This is a genomic window from Arthrobacter sp. NQ7 (assembly GCF_029581595.2).
Taxonomy (GTDB): domain Bacteria; phylum Actinomycetota; class Actinomycetes; order Actinomycetales; family Micrococcaceae; genus Arthrobacter; species Arthrobacter phenanthrenivorans_B.
Genome location: NZ_JARFXU020000033.1, coordinates 1 through 17,241 on the forward strand (window position 1 = coordinate 1; position 17,241 = coordinate 17,241).

Here is a 17,241-nt window from a genome sequence, read left to right on the forward strand (position 1 = left end):
TGGGGCTCGATGTGCTCACCGGGCTTGGGTTCGTACGCGGCGGAGTCGATGCCGTTGGACAGGGGCAGGACCTTGCGCAGGAAGGCGTGCTCGTGCATGGCACGGGCGGCAAGCGGGGTGGGGGTGGTGACGACGTCGGCCTGGCCCATGACCTTGCCCATATCCTTCCAGGAGACACGGCCAATGATGTCCTTGAACCACTGCGGGAACGGCAGGAAGGGGTTTAGGTTCTCCGGCATGAAGTGGTTGGTGGCGATAATCCGGACCCCGCGCTTCACCGCCTCGTAGAGTACGTGCTCGCCAATCATGTAGTGGCTCTGGATGTGCACGACGTCAGGCTTCACCCGGTCGAAGAGGAGGCTGATTTCCTTCTTGATTTCCCAGGGGAAGCAGATGCGGAAGGTTTCGTGGGTGAAGGCCCGGTGGGACCGCAGCCGGTGCACGGTTGCTTCCTCGCGGAACTCGGTGAAGCTCTTTCCCTTGCTGTCGCGGGAAGCCAGGACATGGACGTTGTGGCCCCGGGCAGTCATGCCCTTGGCCAGCCGGTATCCGAACTGGGCCGCGCCGTTCACGTCCGGCGGATAGGTATCGGCGGCGATGAGGATGGTCAGGGGGCGCTGGTCGGCTGGCGTGGTCATGTGGAGTACTCCTGATGGTCACGGTGCGGGCAGCGTGGAACTGACAGCACGGTTGGCCGCCGGCTTGGTTGGTTTGCGGCCTCGTGGGGTTGCTTGGGTGTGCGGAAATCGGTTAGTGGGTGGGCCTGCCGGCGGCCTTCCGCGCGTCCTTCCTGCGCTTGGTGACCTCCGGGTGGTGCCGGGAAAGTGCGATAACCCCAACGATAGCAAGGCAGGCAGCCGTTCCCATCGCAACCGCCATGACGGCTTGGACGTCGGGGCGAAGTTCGCCCAGGATGATGATCCCGATCGCGATGCCCACCATGGGGTCGATGACCGTGAGGCCGGCGATCACCAGGTCCGGCGGTCCCGTGGAGTAGGCGCTCTGCACGAACCAGGATCCAAGCCCGCCGGCGGCGATGATGGCCACCACCGAGTACCACTGCACGTTCAGCAGGAAGAGTCCGTTCGGGTCCAGCAGGTGCTTGCCGATGATCCGGGTGAGGACCGCGACGAAACCAAACAGGATGCCGGCGCCGAGAATGTACACAAACGCATTCATCCGGTGCCTGAACGTTACGGCCAGGGTGCCGAACAGCCCCACTGCCAACGCGAGCAGCAGCACGATGGTCAGTTCATCCTCCAGGCTGACGTGGTGGCTCTCCTGGGTCACATTGACGGCGAGGAGGACGAACAGCGCCGAACCGGTGACGCATGCAGCGATGGACACGGCGGTGGCACGGTTGATGGTCAGGTCCTGGTCCCTGGCATTGACCACGGTGGTAATCACCAGGGCGATGGCGCCGATCGGCTGGACCACCGTCAGCGGGGCGGACACCAATGCCACGGCGTTCATTGCCATTCCGGTGCACAACAGCAGGAGCCCGAACATCCACCGGGGATTGCGCAGCAGGCGCAGGAAACCGTTGGAGCTCAGGGCGAGTCCGCCGGTATCGGCTTTGACGGCGCTGCCCTGGCGCTGGGCACCCAGGGCAAGGCAGAACGCGCCAAGTACCGCCAGGCCGACGGCAAGCCAGACCATCAGCCCTGCCCGCCGTTGTGCTGTTTCTGTTCCCTGCCTTTGCGCAGGATGGCCCAGAAGTAGTTGTAGGCGGCGATCCAGTGCCCAACCAGGCCCAGGCCCAACACCACCCAGGCGGCGGCGAAGAGCTGGGCCGAGGCGCCGGTGTCCAGGCGGGAGAGGACCAGCAGCGGCGTACCAAGGAGGAGCAGCCCGGTCCTGACCTTGCCCACAACGCTGACGGGCAGGTCGGGGTGGCCGCGGAAGAAGGAAAGCGTCAGGACCAACAGGACGGCGTCCGGCACCACAAGCGCGGCCAGGTACAGCCAATGCACGACGCCGGCAATCACCAGGGTGGCGGCCACTGCCAGCAGGGCCAGCCGGTCGGCGATGGGGTCAAGGACCCTGCCGAGCTTGGAGGCCTGGTCGAACCGGCGGGCAATGTAGCCGTCGATCCAGTCCGTTCCGGCCATGACGGCCAGGACGATGACCCCGGCGCCGTACTCGTGCCGGGCAAGGACCAGCCACATGAACAGCGGGACCCCCATGAACCGCACCACGGTCAGCAGGTTGGGGATGGTGAACACGGCGTCGTGGTCCACCTGGGGACGGCCGGGGCGGGCGCCTGCACCAATGAACTTCACCCGTCCCCCTCTCCTTCCTGCCGCGCCGCAGCGCAGTGTTTCGGTTGTGTCATGTGGTCCGCCGGACCGGGTCCTAGCTGGAGCGGAACAGCTTCCGGAGGAGGACCACCAGGACGGTTCCGGCCGCCACGAACGCTGCCAGCGGCTTCCAGCGCCGCGGCAGGTCCGTGGACCCGGTCAGGGCGGCGAGCCGTTGTCCTGCCGCGTCCACACCGCGCCGTGCCACGACCTGGCCTTCACGTACCCTGACCTGCGCCGCGGCCAGCAGGTAGCGGGCCTGGGTCTTGACGTCCAGCTCCGTGCCGAGTTCGTCGCGGACCTCGGCGAGATGGTGGCGGCGCTGGCTCAGGCGGCGGACCAGTTCGGGTTCGGACGCATGCGGGAATTCCTGGTCGTGCTGGGCGGCCTTGGCTTGCTTCTCGGCCTTGGCCTTGGCTGCTTCAGCGTCCTTTCGGGCCTTGGCTGCCTTGCCTTCGGGGCTTTCCGGATCCAGGACTGCAGGGTTGAAGGCGGAGCCTTCCCTGGCCACGCCGATGTCGTGCCGGATGCCGCGGATGGTTTCTTCGGGCATGAGCGGCATGGCTTTCTTGAACCTCGCCATGCCAACCAGTCCGCCGATCAGGGCGATGATGAGGAAGGCCGCAGAGACCAGGAGGGCCGCCAGCCATGCGGGCATGATGGTGGCCAGGCCCATGATCGCTGCGACGATCAGGCCAACCACCAGGAATGCCAGGAACAGAAGTGCGACGGCGAAGAAGGCGGCAGCCACCCCCACCTGGATTCCCTTGCGTTTGAGTTCAATCTTGGCGAAGGCGATCTCGTCGTTGAGCTGGCGGGGCGCCAACCGGAAGAGGAGTCTTGCCGTCCCGGGCAGTGCACTGATACGCAATCCCGGGCTGGTACGCCCGCTGTGACGTCCGCTCATCGGTTCCGCCTTACTGGTTTCATGGGTCCATACTGCTTCCGTTCGCTGCGGAAATGTGCAGCCGCACAGTCCACGCCACCCAAACTACCATTGAGGTTCTGGGCGGACTTGGGGGCTTGCCGGACGGCGCGGCCTACAACGCTGCAAAAACAGCGGCGGCCCGGCCTAGGATTGTAATCCGTGACCACTCCCCCCAATCCGGGCGACCTGCTGAGCCGGCGCCGGAAGCTCCTGTACATCCTCCTCCTGGGCGCACTGACGGCCCTCGGTCCGTTCACCATCGACCTGTACCTGCCGGCATTCCCTGCCCTGGAGGCAAGCCTTGGGGTGACGGAGGCCCAGGTCCAGCTGACCCTCGCCGGGACCACGGTCGGTTTTGCGTTCGGCCAGCTGGTGGTGGGGCCCTTCAGCGACAAGTTCGGCCGCCGGACCCCGCTGATCCTTGCCACGGCACTTCACATCGCCGCATCCCTGGGCGCCGCCCTGTCCGTGGACATCACCACGCTGGGGATCTTCCGTGTACTGATGGGCGTAGGCGCAGCAGGCGGGGGCGTGGTGGCCATGGCCATGGTGCGTGACCTGTTTTCCGGCTACGCCATGGTGCGGATGTTCTCGCGGATGTCGCTGGTCAACGGACTCGCTCCCATCCTGGCCCCCGTTATCGGTTCGCAGCTGCTGCTGGTCATGCCGTGGCCCGGCATTTTCGTGTTCCTGGCCTCCTACGGGACCCTGGTGATCGTCGCGGCCCTGGTCCTGGTGCGCGAAACCCTGCCGCCGGAAAAGCGCGGGAAGAGCGGCATGACGGCCGGGCAGCGCTACAAGGCGCTGTTCAGCGACCGGATTTTCGTGGGCCTGCTCATGGTGGCGGGCTTCAATTTCGGCGGCCTTTTCACCTACCTGTCGGCCTCGCCCTTTCTCTTCCAGGACGTGTTCGGCTTCTCGGCCCAGCAGTACGGGCTGCTGTTCGGCATCAATTCGCTGGGGATCGTGGCCGGCGTCCAGACCAGTTCGCGGCTGATCAGGATCGTCCCGCCGCAGTGGATCCTGGCCGGCGCCACGGCCTGGATGTTCCTGATGGCGTTGCTGATTGTGGTCTTTGACAGGGCGGGGCTGGGGCTCTGGGGCGTGATGGTCCCGCTGTGGTTCTACATCATGGGCACCGGCTTCATGTTCCCCTGCGTGCAGGTGCTGGCCCTGGCCAGCCATGCGGCCCAGGCAGGCACCGCGGCCTCCCTGCTGGGGGCGGCCACGTTCCTCATGGCCGGGCTGATCTCGCCCGTGGTGGGCTGGCTCGGCATCACCAGCGCAGCGCCGATGGGCGCGGTGCAGGCGGCCTGTATCCTGCTGGCGATTGCAGCCCTGTGGCTGGTAGTCCGGCCACGCACGGTTCCGTCGATCCACTGACCCGGCGATTCACTCACCCACCCATCAACCGACCCGGCGATCCACTCACCCACCCATCCACCCGCCACACCGAAAGGCCGCCCATGAGCCGCAGACCGCACCGCAACGGAAGGGGACTTTTCCTGGGCGCCGTGCTTGGCGCCGTCGTCGGATTTTTTGCTGGCCGGGCCGTGGGCAACCCCGCCTGGGGCATTATCCTGGGGTCCCTGGCGGGCGCCGCCATCCTGTACCGGATCAACCCGGGGCCGCCAAACCGCCGCTGACCGGGTGCCGGCCGGATATCCCCGGACCGGCACTGTTGTCCCTGCCCTCCGGCTCCCTCCCGCGATAAAATGATCCCGTGTCCAGCTGGCAGAACCAACCGCCACTTCCGGCCACATGGCAACGGTGCGACGCCAGGATCCTGCCACTGTGGTGGGAGCGGCTGTGCGCGCAGGCGGGACAGCAGTCGGCGGCGCTGTATGCGGCCGGGCTGTTCACGGAAGACCGGCGGCGGCCCATTGCCCAGTGGTTCAATCCCGCGTTCAACGCCGCCCTGCTGGTGGCACCGGAGACGTCCCCGGAGTGGCCCGTGCAGCGCTTCGGAATCTTCTACGCCCCGCCGGACACCGGCTTTGTCCGGATCCATTCCGCGCCGCACGAATGGAGTCCACGCGAGCCCCGGAAGTCACCCACCGAAAAGGAAGCCTTCCAGGCAGCCATCGCCGAGGCCGAACGGTTCCTTCAGGTGGAAATGGACTTCGTCTAGGACACCTCCCGCCCTTCCGGCTTCCCACCCCGCAGATAGAGAAATCCCCGTTCCTCCAACCGGAGGAACGGGGATTTCCTGTAGTGCTCCTCCTGCTGGACTTGAACCAGCAACCCTTCGATTAACAGTCGAATGCTCTGCCAATTGAGCTAAGGAGGAATGAAGCAGGTATGACATTAGCAAAGGATTCCGGCCGAAGGGAAATCGGCTGTTTCCGCGCCCAAACACCCCTGCCAGTAACACAAAAATCCCCGTTCCGGAGACCGGAACGGGGATTGGAAGCTCCTCCTGCTGGACTTGAACCAGCAACCCTTCGATTAACAGTCGAATGCTCTGCCAATTGAGCTAAGGAGGAATGAAGCGGGTATCAGCCTAGCAAACACCTGCGGCGGAAACGAAATCGGCGGGTCCGTGATCTGCCCCACCCTCAGGCCCCGGCCGGCAGCGGGTCAAGCCTCTGCCCGCAATGCCCGGCGTTCCATCTCCAGCATCATCAGTTCCCGGTTGAGCCGCTGGTAGGTTTCCGGGTCTGCTGCGGCGTCGAGCCGCTGCAGCTGGCCCATCTTGTCCGCCTTCACCCGGGTGATCTGCAGCTCGAACAGCCGGGACAGAATGTCCCGGCAGTACTTGAGCACTGCTTCCTCGGTATGTGCAGGCAGCGGCACCACGGCCAGCTCCGAGACCAACGGCCGGAGCGGCTCGGGGACCTCGTGCATCACCTGCTCCACCCAGCGCACCGGATCGCCCGCCAGCCCCGGGCCGGAAGCGCGCATGGCGTCATGCACGGCCTGGAACGCGGGGGTGGCGAACCTGGCGTCCTCGAACCGGTCCCACACCGCGCCGGTCAACAGGGCAGGCTGCTGCAAAGCCACTTCCAGCGCCTGCCGCTCCATCGAGGCCACGGGGTCCCGGGGGTCGGGCCGGTGGAAGGAAGGGACAGCGCCCGACGACGGTGCGGCGGCGACGCCGGGCCCGCCCGGCTGGGCAGAAGCAGGGTGGGAAGACCCGGCTGGCTGCTGCTGCCCCGGAGCGGTGGGACGTCCCGGTTCACCGCGCTTCGCTGCGTTCTTCACTTCCGCGGTGACCATGCGCAGGACCTCGTTGGGGTCCGGCATGCCCAGCCACCCTGTCAGGGCCTGGCAGTAGCCGGTCCGGGTGGACGCGTCGCGGATGGCCGCCACGACCGGCACGGACGCCTTCAGGCCCTGGACGCGCCCCTCGACGGTGTCCAGGTTGAACTGCTTCAGGGTGGTGCGGATAGCGAACTCGAACAGTGGCCGCCGGGACTGGATCAGGGCATGTACCGCTTCATCCCCGCGGCTGAGGCGGAGGTCGCAGGGATCGGCCCCGGTCGGTTCCACGGCCACGTACGTCTGTGCCGTGAAGCGCTGGTCCTCCTCGAACGCCCGCAGCGCGGCCTTCTGGCCGGCGGCGTCGCCGTCGAAGGTGAACACCACCTCTCCCCCGGTGCCGTCGTCGGACAACAGCCGGCGGGCGATCTTGATGTGTTCGGTGCCGAACGCCGTGCCGCAGGTTGCCACCGCCGTCGTAATTCCTGCCAGGTGGCAGGCCATCACGTCGGTGTAGCCCTCCACCACCACCAGCTGGCGCTCTTTGGCGATGCTGCGCTTGGCGAGGTCGATGCCGTACAGGACCTGGGACTTCTTGTAGAGCGTTGTTTCCGGGGTGTTGAGGTACTTGGGGCCCTGGTCGTCCTCGTACAGCTTGCGGGCGCCGAAGCCGATGGTGTCCCCGGCGATGTCCTTGATGGGCCAGATGAGGCGTCCCCGGAAGCGGTCGTAGATCCCGCGGTTGCCCTCACTGAACATGCCGGTGAGCTTGAGTTCCGCATCCGTGAACCCGCGGCCGCGAAGGTGCTTCAGGAGGGCATCCCACCCCTGCGGCGCGTAGCCGCAGCCGAAATGCTCCGCGGCTGCCCTGTCGAAGCCCCGGCCGAACAGGAAATTCCGTGCCTCCGCGGCGCCGGGGGTGAGCAGCTGGGCGCGGAAGAACTCGTCGGCGATTTTGTGCGCGTCGAGCAGGCGCTGGCGCCGGCCCACTTCCTCGCGGTTGGGACCCGTTCCGCCGTCCTCGTAGCGGAGCTCATAGCCGATCCGGGCAGCCAGCTTTTCCACGGCTTCCTGGAAGGAGCTGTGGTCCTGCTTCTGGACGAAGGCGATGACATCGCCGTCCTCGCCGCAGCCGAAGCAGTGGTAGCGGCCCACCTGGGGGCGGACGGTGAAGGAGGGCGAGCGTTCGTCGTGGAAGGGGCACAGGCCCTTGAACGTTCCCAGCCCGGCACCCTTGAGCGTGACGTAGCCGTCCACCACTTCCTTGATGTCCGTGCGCTGGCGTACTTCGTCTATATCTTCACGTTTAATCAGCCCAGCCACACAGCAATCTTAGTGTCACCGGCACGGCGTCACCGGCCAGGCCTGCGCCGTTCCGCTTCCGGCGGGGTCCGCTCGACCAGGCCCAGGGCGAGCTTGGGACACAGGCGCACGGCCTCCCGGGCGGCTTCCCGGTCCGCCTCCCGCAGCGGCACGTCGGTGCGGTCATGGCCCGTCTTTCCGCGGGCCACGGGATAGCCCCAGTCGTCCCGGTCCAGGATGCCGGGCAGCAGCTCAGCGCACAGGCCCCGGCCGTCGCAGCTGGTCCAGTCGATGTGCAGGTGCGTGGTCATGCCGCCACACCTCCCGGGCCGGCACAGTAGCCGGACAGGTGGGCGCGGAAGTCTGCGGCGAAGACCTCCAAGGCACTGGCCACCAGCCCGGCGGTCCCCTCCGGGTGGCGGCACGCCCCACGCCCGGATACCAGGCGCCCCAGCCGGTCGAGTTCGGGGACAAGGCGCGGATTGCGTTCCCCTCCCGCAATTCTGTTGAGGATTGACGCCATCGCCGGCAGGCCAAACATGCAGGGTCCGCATTGCCGGGCGGATTCGGCGGCCAGGTAGCTGAGGATCCGGGCGGTGGCCTGGATGCCGCAGGTCTGCAGGTCCAGGGCGTGGATCACGCCCGCGCCGGGACGGACTGTGCTGCCGGCGGGTCCTGCGGGCGAGAGAACATGCGCGCCGGGCCGCACCCACCGGCCGTGGTAGCCGCCCACCAGGACGGCTGACACGGCGGCAGGGTCCATCCCCGCCTGGCGGAGGACCGGGGACAGCCCGGCGCCGCCGGGCACCTCCAGGACCACGTCCGGGACGGGGGCGGGGCCGGAGACGGATACCAGCCGGGTGCCGGGATCGGCCGCCGTGCCGGCCTGGCGGAACCATTGCGGACCATAACGGGCAATCAGGGCAACCTGGGCGAGGGTTTCGACGTTGACCACCAGGGTGGGACGGCCGTTGAGTCCCGACTCGCTCAGGCGGCGGCGCTGGTCCACCGGGACGGCCGTGCCGTGGGCGATCATGTTGACGACGGCGCTCGACTCACCGGCAATGAACGTCCCGGGAGCTTCCACCACGCGCACCCGGCCGGTGCCCGGCCTCTCAGCGAGCGCCTGGCGCACGCGGGGAAGGCTGTCCGCGGGTGCGTAGACGTACATGGCGGCACCGCCCAGGGCGGCGGCCAGGGCAAGCAGCCCATCGATGACCAGGTGGGGTGCGTGGGCCAGGAGCGTCCGGTCCTTGAAGCTGAGGGGTTCGCCTTCCGCGCCGTTGGCGATCACCACCGGCCGGGCTGCAAGCAGGCCCTTCCTGCCGGCGCCGGCAGTGGCCGATGCCTTGCGCCAGGTTTCGAACGCGGCGCCGCCCCGTCCCGTAAGTCCGGTAGCTGCCAGCGCCTCCAGCAGGCCTCCAGCAGCAGCTGGTGGTTCCCAGGGGCCGAAGGTGTCCAGGTGCCGGGCCCAGCCTGCATCGGGACCGGCGGCCAGGAGCCGCGGTTCCTGGTGGTGTGACGGGATGGCCTTGGCTGGGGACCCCATCCGTGCCGCCTGCGGATCGGTGTCACGGCTCACGGTAGGTTTCCTTGCCTGGCGTGGGATGTTTCGAGGAAGGACGGGCTCAGCCGCCAGAGCAGGGCGGCCGCGACCGCCACCGCAGATACTGCCGCCAGCAGGAGGAACCAGCCAGTCGAGACGTCGGTGCCGTTGCCGAGGGCGTGTGCCATGGCCACCGGCCACATCCCGTAACTAAGCCAGTGCACGGCCTTAAAGGCGCGCTGCCCGATCCGGTGCCGGAGCAGCCCTGTCACCACCACCGCCAGGACCAGGTCCAGGGCGACTGTGCCCAGCCCCTGCCAGAACGGCTGGAACGAGCCAAGGAAAGGCACCACGATGTCCACCGGCCGGAGCTTGGCATAGGAGTCCAGGAGCAGGCATCCCACGTGCAGTCCCAGGAAGACCGTGGCGAGCAGGGCGATGTTCCGGTGCAGGAGGCTGATGGAGAACCGCGGCAGGACCATCAGCGGCCGGCCGGACCTGTTGAGGATCCCCAGCAGCACCGAGCCGGTGAACAGTACCAGGGACATGAACCCGCTGACACGGCCGAAGGCCCACATCGCCTCATCCATGGTGTGCTCCCCCGGTGCCCGCAGCTTCGACAGGTGCCGCATTTGCGGCGGGCCAGCCACCGGTGCTGGTGACCCGTCCCCTGCTGTCCACAAGCCTGGCCGGGATGCCTTCTGCCTGGAACCACTCCACGGCCGCGAAACCCCGGACAATGGCCGCGGTGCTCAGGGCGTTTGCGTCCAGGCAGGCAGGGGCAGCCACGGTAACCGTCCGCCAGACTGCTTCGGCGGGAAGGCCAAAGCGGGGGTCGAGGATGTGGTGGACCTGGGTACCGTGGTGCACCCAGCGGCGCTTCTGGGTACTGGATGTGGCAAGGGCGAACCCGGGGGCCAGCGAGATGTATTGGGCGGGGTCGCTTGGAAGGTCCTGCACCAGGATCTGCCACTGCCCTGGTTCTCCCCCGGCGTCTCCCCCAGCGCGGTGTCCCTCCGGCAGCGGTCCCGGGCCTGCACCGGCAATGTCACCGCCAAGGCCCACCAGCACCCCGCAGCCCAGCCGCCGGTACACCTCGGCAGCTGCCAGGTCCGCCGCCACGGCCTTGGCCGAGGCGCCCAGGTCCAGGCGGAGGTCCGCGGGCAGGGTCAAGGTGTTGGCGTCAAGGTGCAGGCGGGACCAGCCCGGCGCCCGGGGTGCCGGTTCAACCGGAGTGGAGGGCGTCGCCGGTACTGGGATGCTCCTGATTCCCGGGTGTCCAGGTGTTACCGCGTGGCCGTCCTCCTGCCCAGGGCCGTGGCCGAGGGCGGCAAGGTCCGCGCCGAGGGTGGGGTCCACGTCGCCGCCGGTCAGTGCCGCGGCATCCAGGGCGCGTTCCAGGAGCAGCCGGAACATCGGGCTGACGGGCACGCCGTGGGGCATCCTGGGCTGCAGCCGCATCAGCTCGGAGTCATCCCGGAACCGGCTGCAGGCAAGGTCCACGCCGGACACCACCGAACGGACAATGCTTTCCGCCGGCCCAAGCAGGCGGGGATCAGTGACGGTGACTGATGCCTCCAGCTCCCAGACCGTCCAGCTGGAGCATGCCGTGCCATCGGCGGCCACCGCAGCAGCCCCGGTGCAACCGGCAGGATCGGAGCGCGCCATATCAGGACCCTGAGGACCTGCCGTGGATGGTGCCGCCGTTACCGGGCTGGACCGGGCTTGTGCTGCCGGAATTGCCGCTGCTCTTCGGCCGGCGGGTGCTGCTGCCCTTGCGGGTGCCCCGGTCGTCGTCATCGGAACGGGCAGGGCTGGACGTCGGCGCGGTGCCTTGGGTACTGCTGTCCGTCCCGGACGCAGTCCTGGCGATCACCGACGGCGTCGAAGCGTACACCGCGGCTGCGGCGACCCCGGCGGCAGCGAAGCTGCCCACGCCCACGGCCGCAGTAATCCCGGTGGCAAGGCGTTTGCCCCTGCTGCGAGTACTCATGGCCCGATCCGTTCCTAGCGGCCTGTGTTTCCTCCCATAGTGCGCTTCATTCCTGTGTAGATGCTTTAAGGAAGCTGTTACCAGGCCGGTTTCCGGGGAGTGCCGTTCACGGGGTCACCAGAGTGAGGGCAGGCTTCCCACCAGGCGTTCGTACATGGCCAGCGCCGACCCGTCGGTAAGCGACGCCACCTGGTCGATGACGACGCGAAGGCGCGCGCCTTCGTCGTCCGCCGCCCGCCAGTCGGCAGCGAACATCGGCTCCAGGTGGCGGTCGCCGGTGGCGCTGAGGGCGGTGACCAGGGCGTGGAGGACCTCCCGCTGGCGCTCGTAGATGGGCTGCCGGTGCTCGGTGGTCATCACGAAGGTGGTGGCCAGGCCCTTCATGACCGCGATCTCCATCACGGTCTCGTCGGGGACCATGAGTTCGGCGTTGTAGCGGGTGAGGTTTTCCGGCCCGTAGACGGCACGGGTGGTTTCCAGGGCACTCTGGCAGAACCTGCCGATGAGCTGGCTGGTCATGTTCTTGAGGGCGGCCATCGACTTGCGGCTGCCATCCGCCTCGCGGACCCAAACCTCCGTCGCCTCCAGCCGGGCCAGGGCGGCATCGATGGCGGCAGGATCGTTGTGCGGCAGGTACCACTGCTTGGCGTAGCCCACCACCCGGGCGCGGTGGTCGGGGTTGTCCATCCAGCGGAGCTGGAAGTGCCCGGCCACGATGGCGTCCTCCACGTCATGCACGGAGTAGGAGATGTCGTCCGCCAGGTCCATCACCTGGGCTTCCAGGCAAGTCCGGCGTTCCGGGGCGCCTTCGCGGATCCAGTTGAAGATGGGGAGGTCGTCCTCGTAGGCACCGAACTTGCTGGTGCGCTGGCCGTGGATCACCGGCGCCTCCAGTGCGGACCAGGGGTATTTCGACGCCGCGTCAAGGCTTGCACGGGTCAGGTTCAGTCCGGCGGGCCGGCCGTCCGCTGCCAGCACTTTGGGTTCCAGACGGGTCAGCAGGCGCAGGGTCTGGGCGTTGCCCTCAAACCCGCCGATCGCATGCGCCACCTCATTCAGCGCCGATTCGCCGTTGTGGCCAAAGGGCGGGTGGCCGAGGTCGTGGCTCAGGCAGGCCGTGTCCACCACATCCGGGTCGCAGCCAAGGGCCCGGCCGAGTTCGCGGCCCACCTGGGCCACTTCCAGGCTGTGGGTGAGGCGGGTGCGGACAAAGTCGTCGGTGTCCGGGGCCACCACCTGGGTTTTGGCACCCAGCCGGCGCAGGGCGGACGAGTGCAGCACCCGGGCACGGTCCCGCTCGAAGTCCGAGCGGTAGGTGCTCTTGGGCGGCTCCTCCACCCAGCGGGCGGAGTCGTGCGTGTCGTAGCCCGGCAGGGCCAGGCCAGCTGTGGGGGTTCCGGGCCCCGGGGTCCCGGCGGTGCGTGTTTCAGCCACCGGAGACGTCCAGTTCGGCCGCCGAGATATCCCGGGACTGGTCCTCGTTCAGGGCTCGCGAGTCCAGCCAGTCCTTGGGCAGGGCAGGCCTCTTCGGCGAGCCGGCGCGGCCCCGGGGACCCTCCGCATCCACGCCCGGGTAGGGCGAGTCGAGGTCCAGTTCGGCCAGCGTGTCGCGGAGCACCTCAAGGCTGGTGACCAGGGCCAGCCGGGTGCGCAGTTCCCCGCCCACCACATAGCCCTTGAAGTACCAGGCGATGTGTTTCCGGATTTCGCGCAGCGCCTTGCCTTCGTCGCCGAAGGTTTCCACCATCAGCTCGGCATGGCGGTAGACGCCCTCGGCCACCTGGCGCAGGTTGGGCCGGTGCCGGACATCGCTGCCTTCGAAGGCGGCCTGCAGGTCCCCGAACAGCCAGGGCCGGCCCTGGCAGCCGCGGCCCACCACCACGCCGTCCACGCCGGTTTCGCGGACCATGCGGACGGCGTCCTCGGCGGACCAGATGTCGCCGTTGCCCAGCACCGGAATGTCGGGGAGGGCTTCGCGGAGGCGGGCGATGGCGGACCAGTCGGCCTTGCCGGAATAGAACTGGGCGGCGGTACGGCCGTGGAGTGCGACGGCGGCCACGCCTGAATCGCGGGCAATCCGGCCGGCGTCGAGGTACGTCAGGTGGTCATCGTCGATGCCCTTGCGCATCTTGATGGTCAGCGGAATGTTGCCCTTTGACGCTTCCCTGACGGCAGTCTGCACGATCGAGGTGAACAGGTCGATCTTCCAGGGCAGGGCAGAACCGCCGCCGCGGCGGGTCACCTTGGGGACGGGGCAGCCGAAGTTGAGATCGATATGGTCGGCCCGGTCTTCCTCAACAAGCATCCGTACGGCGGCGCCCACCGTTACGGGGTCCACGCCGTAGAGCTGGACGGAGCGGACCTTTTCGTCGTCGTCGTGGGAGATGATGCGGAGGGATTCGGGCGTCCGCTCCACCAGCGCGCGGGAGGTGACCATCTCCGCCACATACATGCCGCCGCCGTATTCGCGGCAGAGCCGGCGGAAGGCGGAGTTGGTGATCCCGGCCATCGGGGCAAGGATCACCGGGGTGTCAACGGTGATGGGTCCCAGCTTCAGGGGCGGGAGTTCCAGCTTGGGGGCGGGAGGGGTTGCTGCAACAGTCACCTGTCCATTGTTGCAAAGCCGGGCAAATCGGTGGCGTCTGGGCTTTGTTCAGCCGCCGGCGGCCCGCCGGCCGCGGCGGGTGGCAGGTTCGTCCGTGGCGTGGGACCCGCCTGCCGTTGCACGCGCGTCCGTTGCCGCCGCGTCCGTTGCCGGCGGCTCGGCGCCGTCCGTGGCGGTGCGCCGGCTGCCTTCCGCAAGTGCGGCGGCGGCGAGCGCCCCCGTGTCCGCAACGTCGTCCGCGTGGCTGTGCCCGGCGTCGTGCTTTCCATTTCGCGGCCCGGCGGTTGGTACCTGGGCTCCGCCGGCCTTGATCCCTGTTGCCTTGACGACGAGGACGGCGATCAGGGTGGTCACCGGGATGGCCAGGACCAGTCCGATGGAACCCACCAGCGTCCGGATGACCTCCTCGGAGAGCTCGGCGCTGGTGAGGGTGTCCATCAGCGGCCGGTCGTAGAGCATGACGATGATCAGGATGGGCAGGGCGGCACCGGCGTACGCGAAGGCGATGGTGTAGACGGTGGAGGCGATGTGGTCGCGGCCGATCCGCATGGCGGACGTGAACAGCTTGCGGGCGCTGCTGGCCGGTGCCAGTTCGTAAAGCTCCCACACGGCCGAAGACTGGGTGATGGTGACATCATTCAGGACGCCCAGGCCGGAAATGATGAGCCCGCACAGGATGACGCCCGAAATTGAGATGTTCGACGACGTGTTCACCAGGGTGGCGGCGTCGTGGCTGCCGACGCCGGCGAGGTTGGCGGCGTCGGTGGCCCAGGCCGCCAGGAGGGCCGTGATGGCCAGGCCGAAAATCGTGCCCAGCAGCGCCGTTGATGTGCGTGCGGAGAACCCGTGGGCGAAGTAGAGCACCCCGATCATGATCACCGTGGAGCCCACCAGCGCCAGCAGCAGCGGCGGTTTGCCTTCCACCAGGCCGGGCAGCAGGAAGCTCACCAGCACGAAGTAGGCACCCACCAGCCCGATCAGGGCGCGGAGTCCGCGCCACCGTGCGACGGCGATGACCACCACGGCGTACAGCGCGGCCAGGAGGACGATTGGCAGGGTCCGGACGAAGTCCACGAAAATGTAGGCCGGCGAACCCTGGGATCCGGTGGCGCCCTGGACGTTGGAGAGGTTCAGGTAACGGATCTGGTCACCCGGTTTGACCCCGTGCGATGAGGCGACATCCGGGTTGATGACCACCTTGACCGGACTGCCGCCCTTGTCCGGTTCGGTGAAGGCGAACGTACACTTCGAGCCCTGCTGGCCCGGGTTTTGCGAACCTGTTCCCTCCTGGCCCGTGTTCTGCTGGCCTGTTCCCTGCTGGCCTGTCCCCTGCTGGCTGGTGCCCTGGGTGCAGCTTTCGGTTACCACGCTCTGGATGGTTCCTGTATCAAATGTGACCCCGGGGGCCGTGGAGTACGGGTTGGCGAGGGATATTCCTTCCTTGCTCCCCGACGGCCACAGCGCGGCCATGCCGGCCAGGGTCAGCAGCGCCAACGGGATGAGCACCGCAGCCAGGATCCGGTTCGCCTTGCTGCGGGCAGCCATCGCCTGGGGCGTCGGCTCCGAATGATCTACGGAAGCGTGGGAGTGGCCGGCGCCCATCAGCAGTTCAACCTCATACGTTGAACTCTACGTGCGCCGCCATAGGGTCTATAAATGGACCATCGGGATGGGGAGGAACCAGGCATGGACAACCGTGGAACGCGGGGAACCGGCAGTGCGGCAGGAATTCGCGGGGCCTCAAACGGCGGGGTGCAGGACGGGCAGGGGCCCGCGGTTCCCGCCTTCCAGCCAGTCCTGAGCGTCCTCGAAGCGTCCGGCGATACCAGAGGCGTGGTCCTGGTCCTGCACGGCGGCAAGGCCCACAGCCGGGATCCGGTGGAGGCCCGGCACCTGAGCCCGGCCAGGATGATCCCCTTCGCCCGGCATCTGCACCGGGCCGGCCGGAAGCACGGGCTGGCCGTCTGGTCCCTGCGCAACAGCGTCCGCGGCTGGAACGGCCCGGAGATGTCGCCGCTGCAGGACGCCCGGTGGGCGCTGGCACAGATCGCCGAACGCCACCCCGGCGTCCCGGTCTTCCTGCTGGGCCACTCAATGGGCGGCCTGACGGCGGTGTGCGCCGCGGACCATCCGCAGGTGGAGGCAGTGGTGGCGCTTGCCCCCTGGCTGGGCCCGGAAACGCCGGCCGGCAGGGTCAGCGGCCGGAAGGTCCTGATCATCCACGGCAGCACGGACCACATGACCAGTCCCGCCCAGTCCCTCGCGTTCGCGCGCCGGGCCTCCGCGGAGGCGGCCAGCATGCAGTACGTGTCACTCAAGGGCGTCGGCCACTTCATGCTCCGCAAGATCCGCGTCTGGCAGACCCTTGCCACCGGCTTCGTCATCAAGTCCTTCGCCGAGAGCACGGGGGCAAAGGTCCGGCCGCCGCGGGCGTTCACGCAACTGCTGCCGGAATCCGCCGTCCACGTCACCCTGTAGGCGCCGGCTCCGATGCCCTGGCGTCCCCGGTCCAACGACCGCTTCTACCGGCTGATCGTGCGCACGGGCCAGTTCCTGCTGTGGGCGCTGCGGCTCCAGATCCTGCCAACGGGCCTGGAACACCTGCCCCCAAGGGGTCCCCTGAACGGCCCGTTCCGGCAAGTGTCGCCCAGCAGTGGCGTGGTTTTTGCCATCACGCACTTTGGCTACGTGGACTTCGCGGTGGTGGAGCTGCTCCTGTGGCGGCACACGCGCGCGCAGTTGCGCTTCCTGGTGCACCAGGGCGCGGCGGACCATTGGCTGGCCGGGCCCGCGATCAGCGCCAGCGGCCACGTGGTGGTGGGGTATGCCGGCCGCGCCGATGCCTATGACGCGGCAGTGGCGAAGCTCCGGGCCGGCGAGTACCTGGCCGTGTTCCCCGAGGCAGGGGTCAGCCGCAGCTTCACGGTGCGTGAATGCAGGACCGGCGCGGTCCGGATGGCCGCGGAGGCCGGTGTGCCGGTGATCCCGGTATCCGTCTGGGGCGCCCACCGGATCATGACCCGCGGCCATGGCTTTTCCCTCCGCCGCAGCTGGCGGGCACCGGTGCGGGTCCATGTGGGCGAACCTTTAGTGGTGCCGCCCGGACAGGATGCGGAGGCGGACACGGAGCTGCTGCGCAGCATCCTGCAGGCCGGCGTCAACCGCTGCATCGCGGACTATCCGCTCCAGCCTGAAGCCGGGGCGTGGTGGATGCCGGCGCACCTGGGCGGCAGCGCGCCGACTGATGCCGAGCGGCAACTGCTGGACGCGGAGGACGCAGCCGCCGGCCGCCGTCGTGGTCCCCGCCAGCCCAAACTGCTTCCGCGCCCCAAGTAGTAGCGCCAGGGGCCGTTGTGAGCGGTCAAC

18 protein-coding genes and 2 tRNA genes are annotated in these 17,241 nt (G+C 68.2%); 5 read left to right on the plus strand and 15 right to left on the minus strand.

Annotation, left to right across the window (positions count from 1 at the left end; genetic code table 11):
* From PUN71_RS21305 to PUN71_RS21320, 4 genes are all read right to left on the minus strand, one after another.
* A partial coding sequence (locus tag PUN71_RS21305) for a glycosyltransferase (RefSeq protein WP_277800012.1) occupies positions 1 to 638 on the minus strand: 638 nt, incomplete at its 3' end.
* 112 nt (positions 639 to 750) lie between these two features.
* Positions 751 to 1,659 (minus strand): DMT family transporter, encoded by a 909-nt coding sequence (locus PUN71_RS21310; protein WP_043452880.1) that lies wholly within the window; start codon positions 1,657 to 1,659, stop codon positions 751 to 753.
* On the minus strand, positions 1,659 to 2,282 hold the full coding sequence (locus PUN71_RS21315; protein WP_277800013.1) for a CDP-alcohol phosphatidyltransferase family protein: 624 nt from the start codon (positions 2,280 to 2,282) through the stop codon (positions 1,659 to 1,661). Before PUN71_RS21315 ends, PUN71_RS21310 begins: the two co-directional genes overlap by 1 nt.
* A gap of 73 nt (positions 2,283 to 2,355) precedes the next feature.
* Complete coding sequence (locus PUN71_RS21320) at positions 2,356 to 3,207, minus strand: phage holin family protein (RefSeq protein WP_277800014.1); 852 nt, start codon at positions 3,205 to 3,207, stop codon at positions 2,356 to 2,358.
* A 180-nt stretch (positions 3,208 to 3,387) separates the two neighbouring features.
* On the opposite strand from PUN71_RS21320, the gene PUN71_RS21325 reads away from it, so the two are divergent.
* The 3 genes from PUN71_RS21325 (at position 3,388) to PUN71_RS21335 (ending at position 5,359) form a co-directional block, all read left to right on the plus strand.
* Entirely contained in the window at positions 3,388 to 4,611 is a 1,224-nt protein-coding gene (locus tag PUN71_RS21325; RefSeq protein WP_277800015.1) for a multidrug effflux MFS transporter, read from the plus strand.
* 83 nt (positions 4,612 to 4,694) lie between these two features.
* Positions 4,695 to 4,874 carry a hypothetical protein gene (locus PUN71_RS21330; protein WP_277800016.1) on the plus strand — a complete coding sequence of 60 codons (180 nt, stop codon included), beginning with the start codon at positions 4,695 to 4,697 and terminating at the stop codon, positions 4,872 to 4,874.
* A 77-nt stretch (positions 4,875 to 4,951) separates the two neighbouring features.
* A complete protein-coding gene (locus PUN71_RS21335) occupies positions 4,952 to 5,359 on the plus strand; it encodes a hypothetical protein (RefSeq protein WP_043452888.1) in 408 nt (135 codons plus the stop codon).
* Between the two features lie 86 nt (positions 5,360 to 5,445).
* Here PUN71_RS21335 and PUN71_RS21340 read toward each other — a convergent pair.
* From PUN71_RS21340 to PUN71_RS21390, 11 genes are all read right to left on the minus strand, one after another.
* Positions 5,446 to 5,518, minus strand: a tRNA-Asn gene (locus PUN71_RS21340).
* 123 nt (positions 5,519 to 5,641) lie between these two features.
* Positions 5,642 to 5,714, minus strand: a tRNA-Asn gene (locus tag PUN71_RS21345).
* 94 nt (positions 5,715 to 5,808) lie between these two features.
* Positions 5,809 to 7,752 carry a DNA primase gene (gene dnaG, locus PUN71_RS21350; RefSeq protein ID WP_277800017.1) on the minus strand — a complete coding sequence of 648 codons (1,944 nt, stop codon included), beginning with the start codon at positions 7,750 to 7,752 and terminating at the stop codon, positions 5,809 to 5,811.
* A 29-nt stretch (positions 7,753 to 7,781) separates the two neighbouring features.
* Positions 7,782 to 8,042 carry a ferredoxin gene (locus PUN71_RS21355; RefSeq protein ID WP_043452891.1) on the minus strand — a complete coding sequence of 87 codons (261 nt, stop codon included), beginning with the start codon at positions 8,040 to 8,042 and terminating at the stop codon, positions 7,782 to 7,784.
* Positions 8,039 to 9,313: an NADH-ubiquinone oxidoreductase-F iron-sulfur binding region domain-containing protein gene (locus tag PUN71_RS21360; RefSeq protein ID WP_277800018.1), complete on the minus strand. Its 1,275-nt coding sequence runs from the start codon at positions 9,311 to 9,313 to the stop codon at positions 8,039 to 8,041. Before PUN71_RS21360 ends, PUN71_RS21355 begins: the two co-directional genes overlap by 4 nt.
* Positions 9,310 to 9,867: a ferric reductase-like transmembrane domain-containing protein gene (locus PUN71_RS21365; protein ID WP_043452969.1), complete on the minus strand. Its 558-nt coding sequence runs from the start codon at positions 9,865 to 9,867 to the stop codon at positions 9,310 to 9,312. The genes PUN71_RS21360 and PUN71_RS21365 overlap by 4 nt, the downstream gene beginning before the upstream one ends.
* Entirely contained in the window at positions 9,860 to 10,945 is a 1,086-nt protein-coding gene (locus tag PUN71_RS21370; RefSeq protein ID WP_277800019.1) for an FAD:protein FMN transferase, read from the minus strand. Before PUN71_RS21370 ends, PUN71_RS21365 begins: the two co-directional genes overlap by 8 nt.
* Position 10,946: 1 nt before the next feature.
* A complete protein-coding gene (locus tag PUN71_RS21375) occupies positions 10,947 to 11,270 on the minus strand; it encodes a hypothetical protein (protein WP_277800020.1) in 324 nt (107 codons plus the stop codon).
* Between the two features lie 114 nt (positions 11,271 to 11,384).
* Complete coding sequence (locus tag PUN71_RS21380) at positions 11,385 to 12,704, minus strand: deoxyguanosinetriphosphate triphosphohydrolase (protein ID WP_502861237.1); 1,320 nt, start codon at positions 12,702 to 12,704, stop codon at positions 11,385 to 11,387.
* Entirely contained in the window at positions 12,697 to 13,875 is a 1,179-nt protein-coding gene (gene dusB / locus PUN71_RS21385; RefSeq protein ID WP_043452895.1) for a tRNA dihydrouridine synthase DusB, read from the minus strand. Before dusB ends, PUN71_RS21380 begins: the two co-directional genes overlap by 8 nt.
* 48 nt (positions 13,876 to 13,923) lie before the next feature.
* Positions 13,924 to 15,420 carry a YibE/F family protein gene (locus PUN71_RS21390; protein ID WP_277800021.1) on the minus strand — a complete coding sequence of 499 codons (1,497 nt, stop codon included), beginning with the start codon at positions 15,418 to 15,420 and terminating at the stop codon, positions 13,924 to 13,926.
* A gap of 141 nt (positions 15,421 to 15,561) precedes the next feature.
* Between PUN71_RS21390 and PUN71_RS21395 the strand changes: the two genes are divergently transcribed.
* On the plus strand, positions 15,562 to 16,353 hold the full coding sequence (locus tag PUN71_RS21395) for a serine aminopeptidase domain-containing protein (RefSeq protein ID WP_277800022.1): 792 nt from the start codon (positions 15,562 to 15,564) through the stop codon (positions 16,351 to 16,353).
* Between the two features lie 12 nt (positions 16,354 to 16,365).
* Positions 16,366 to 17,211, plus strand: coding sequence for a lysophospholipid acyltransferase family protein (locus tag PUN71_RS21400; protein ID WP_277800023.1), 846 nt, complete (start codon positions 16,366 to 16,368; stop codon positions 17,209 to 17,211).
* Positions 17,212 to 17,241 lie beyond the last annotated feature (30 nt).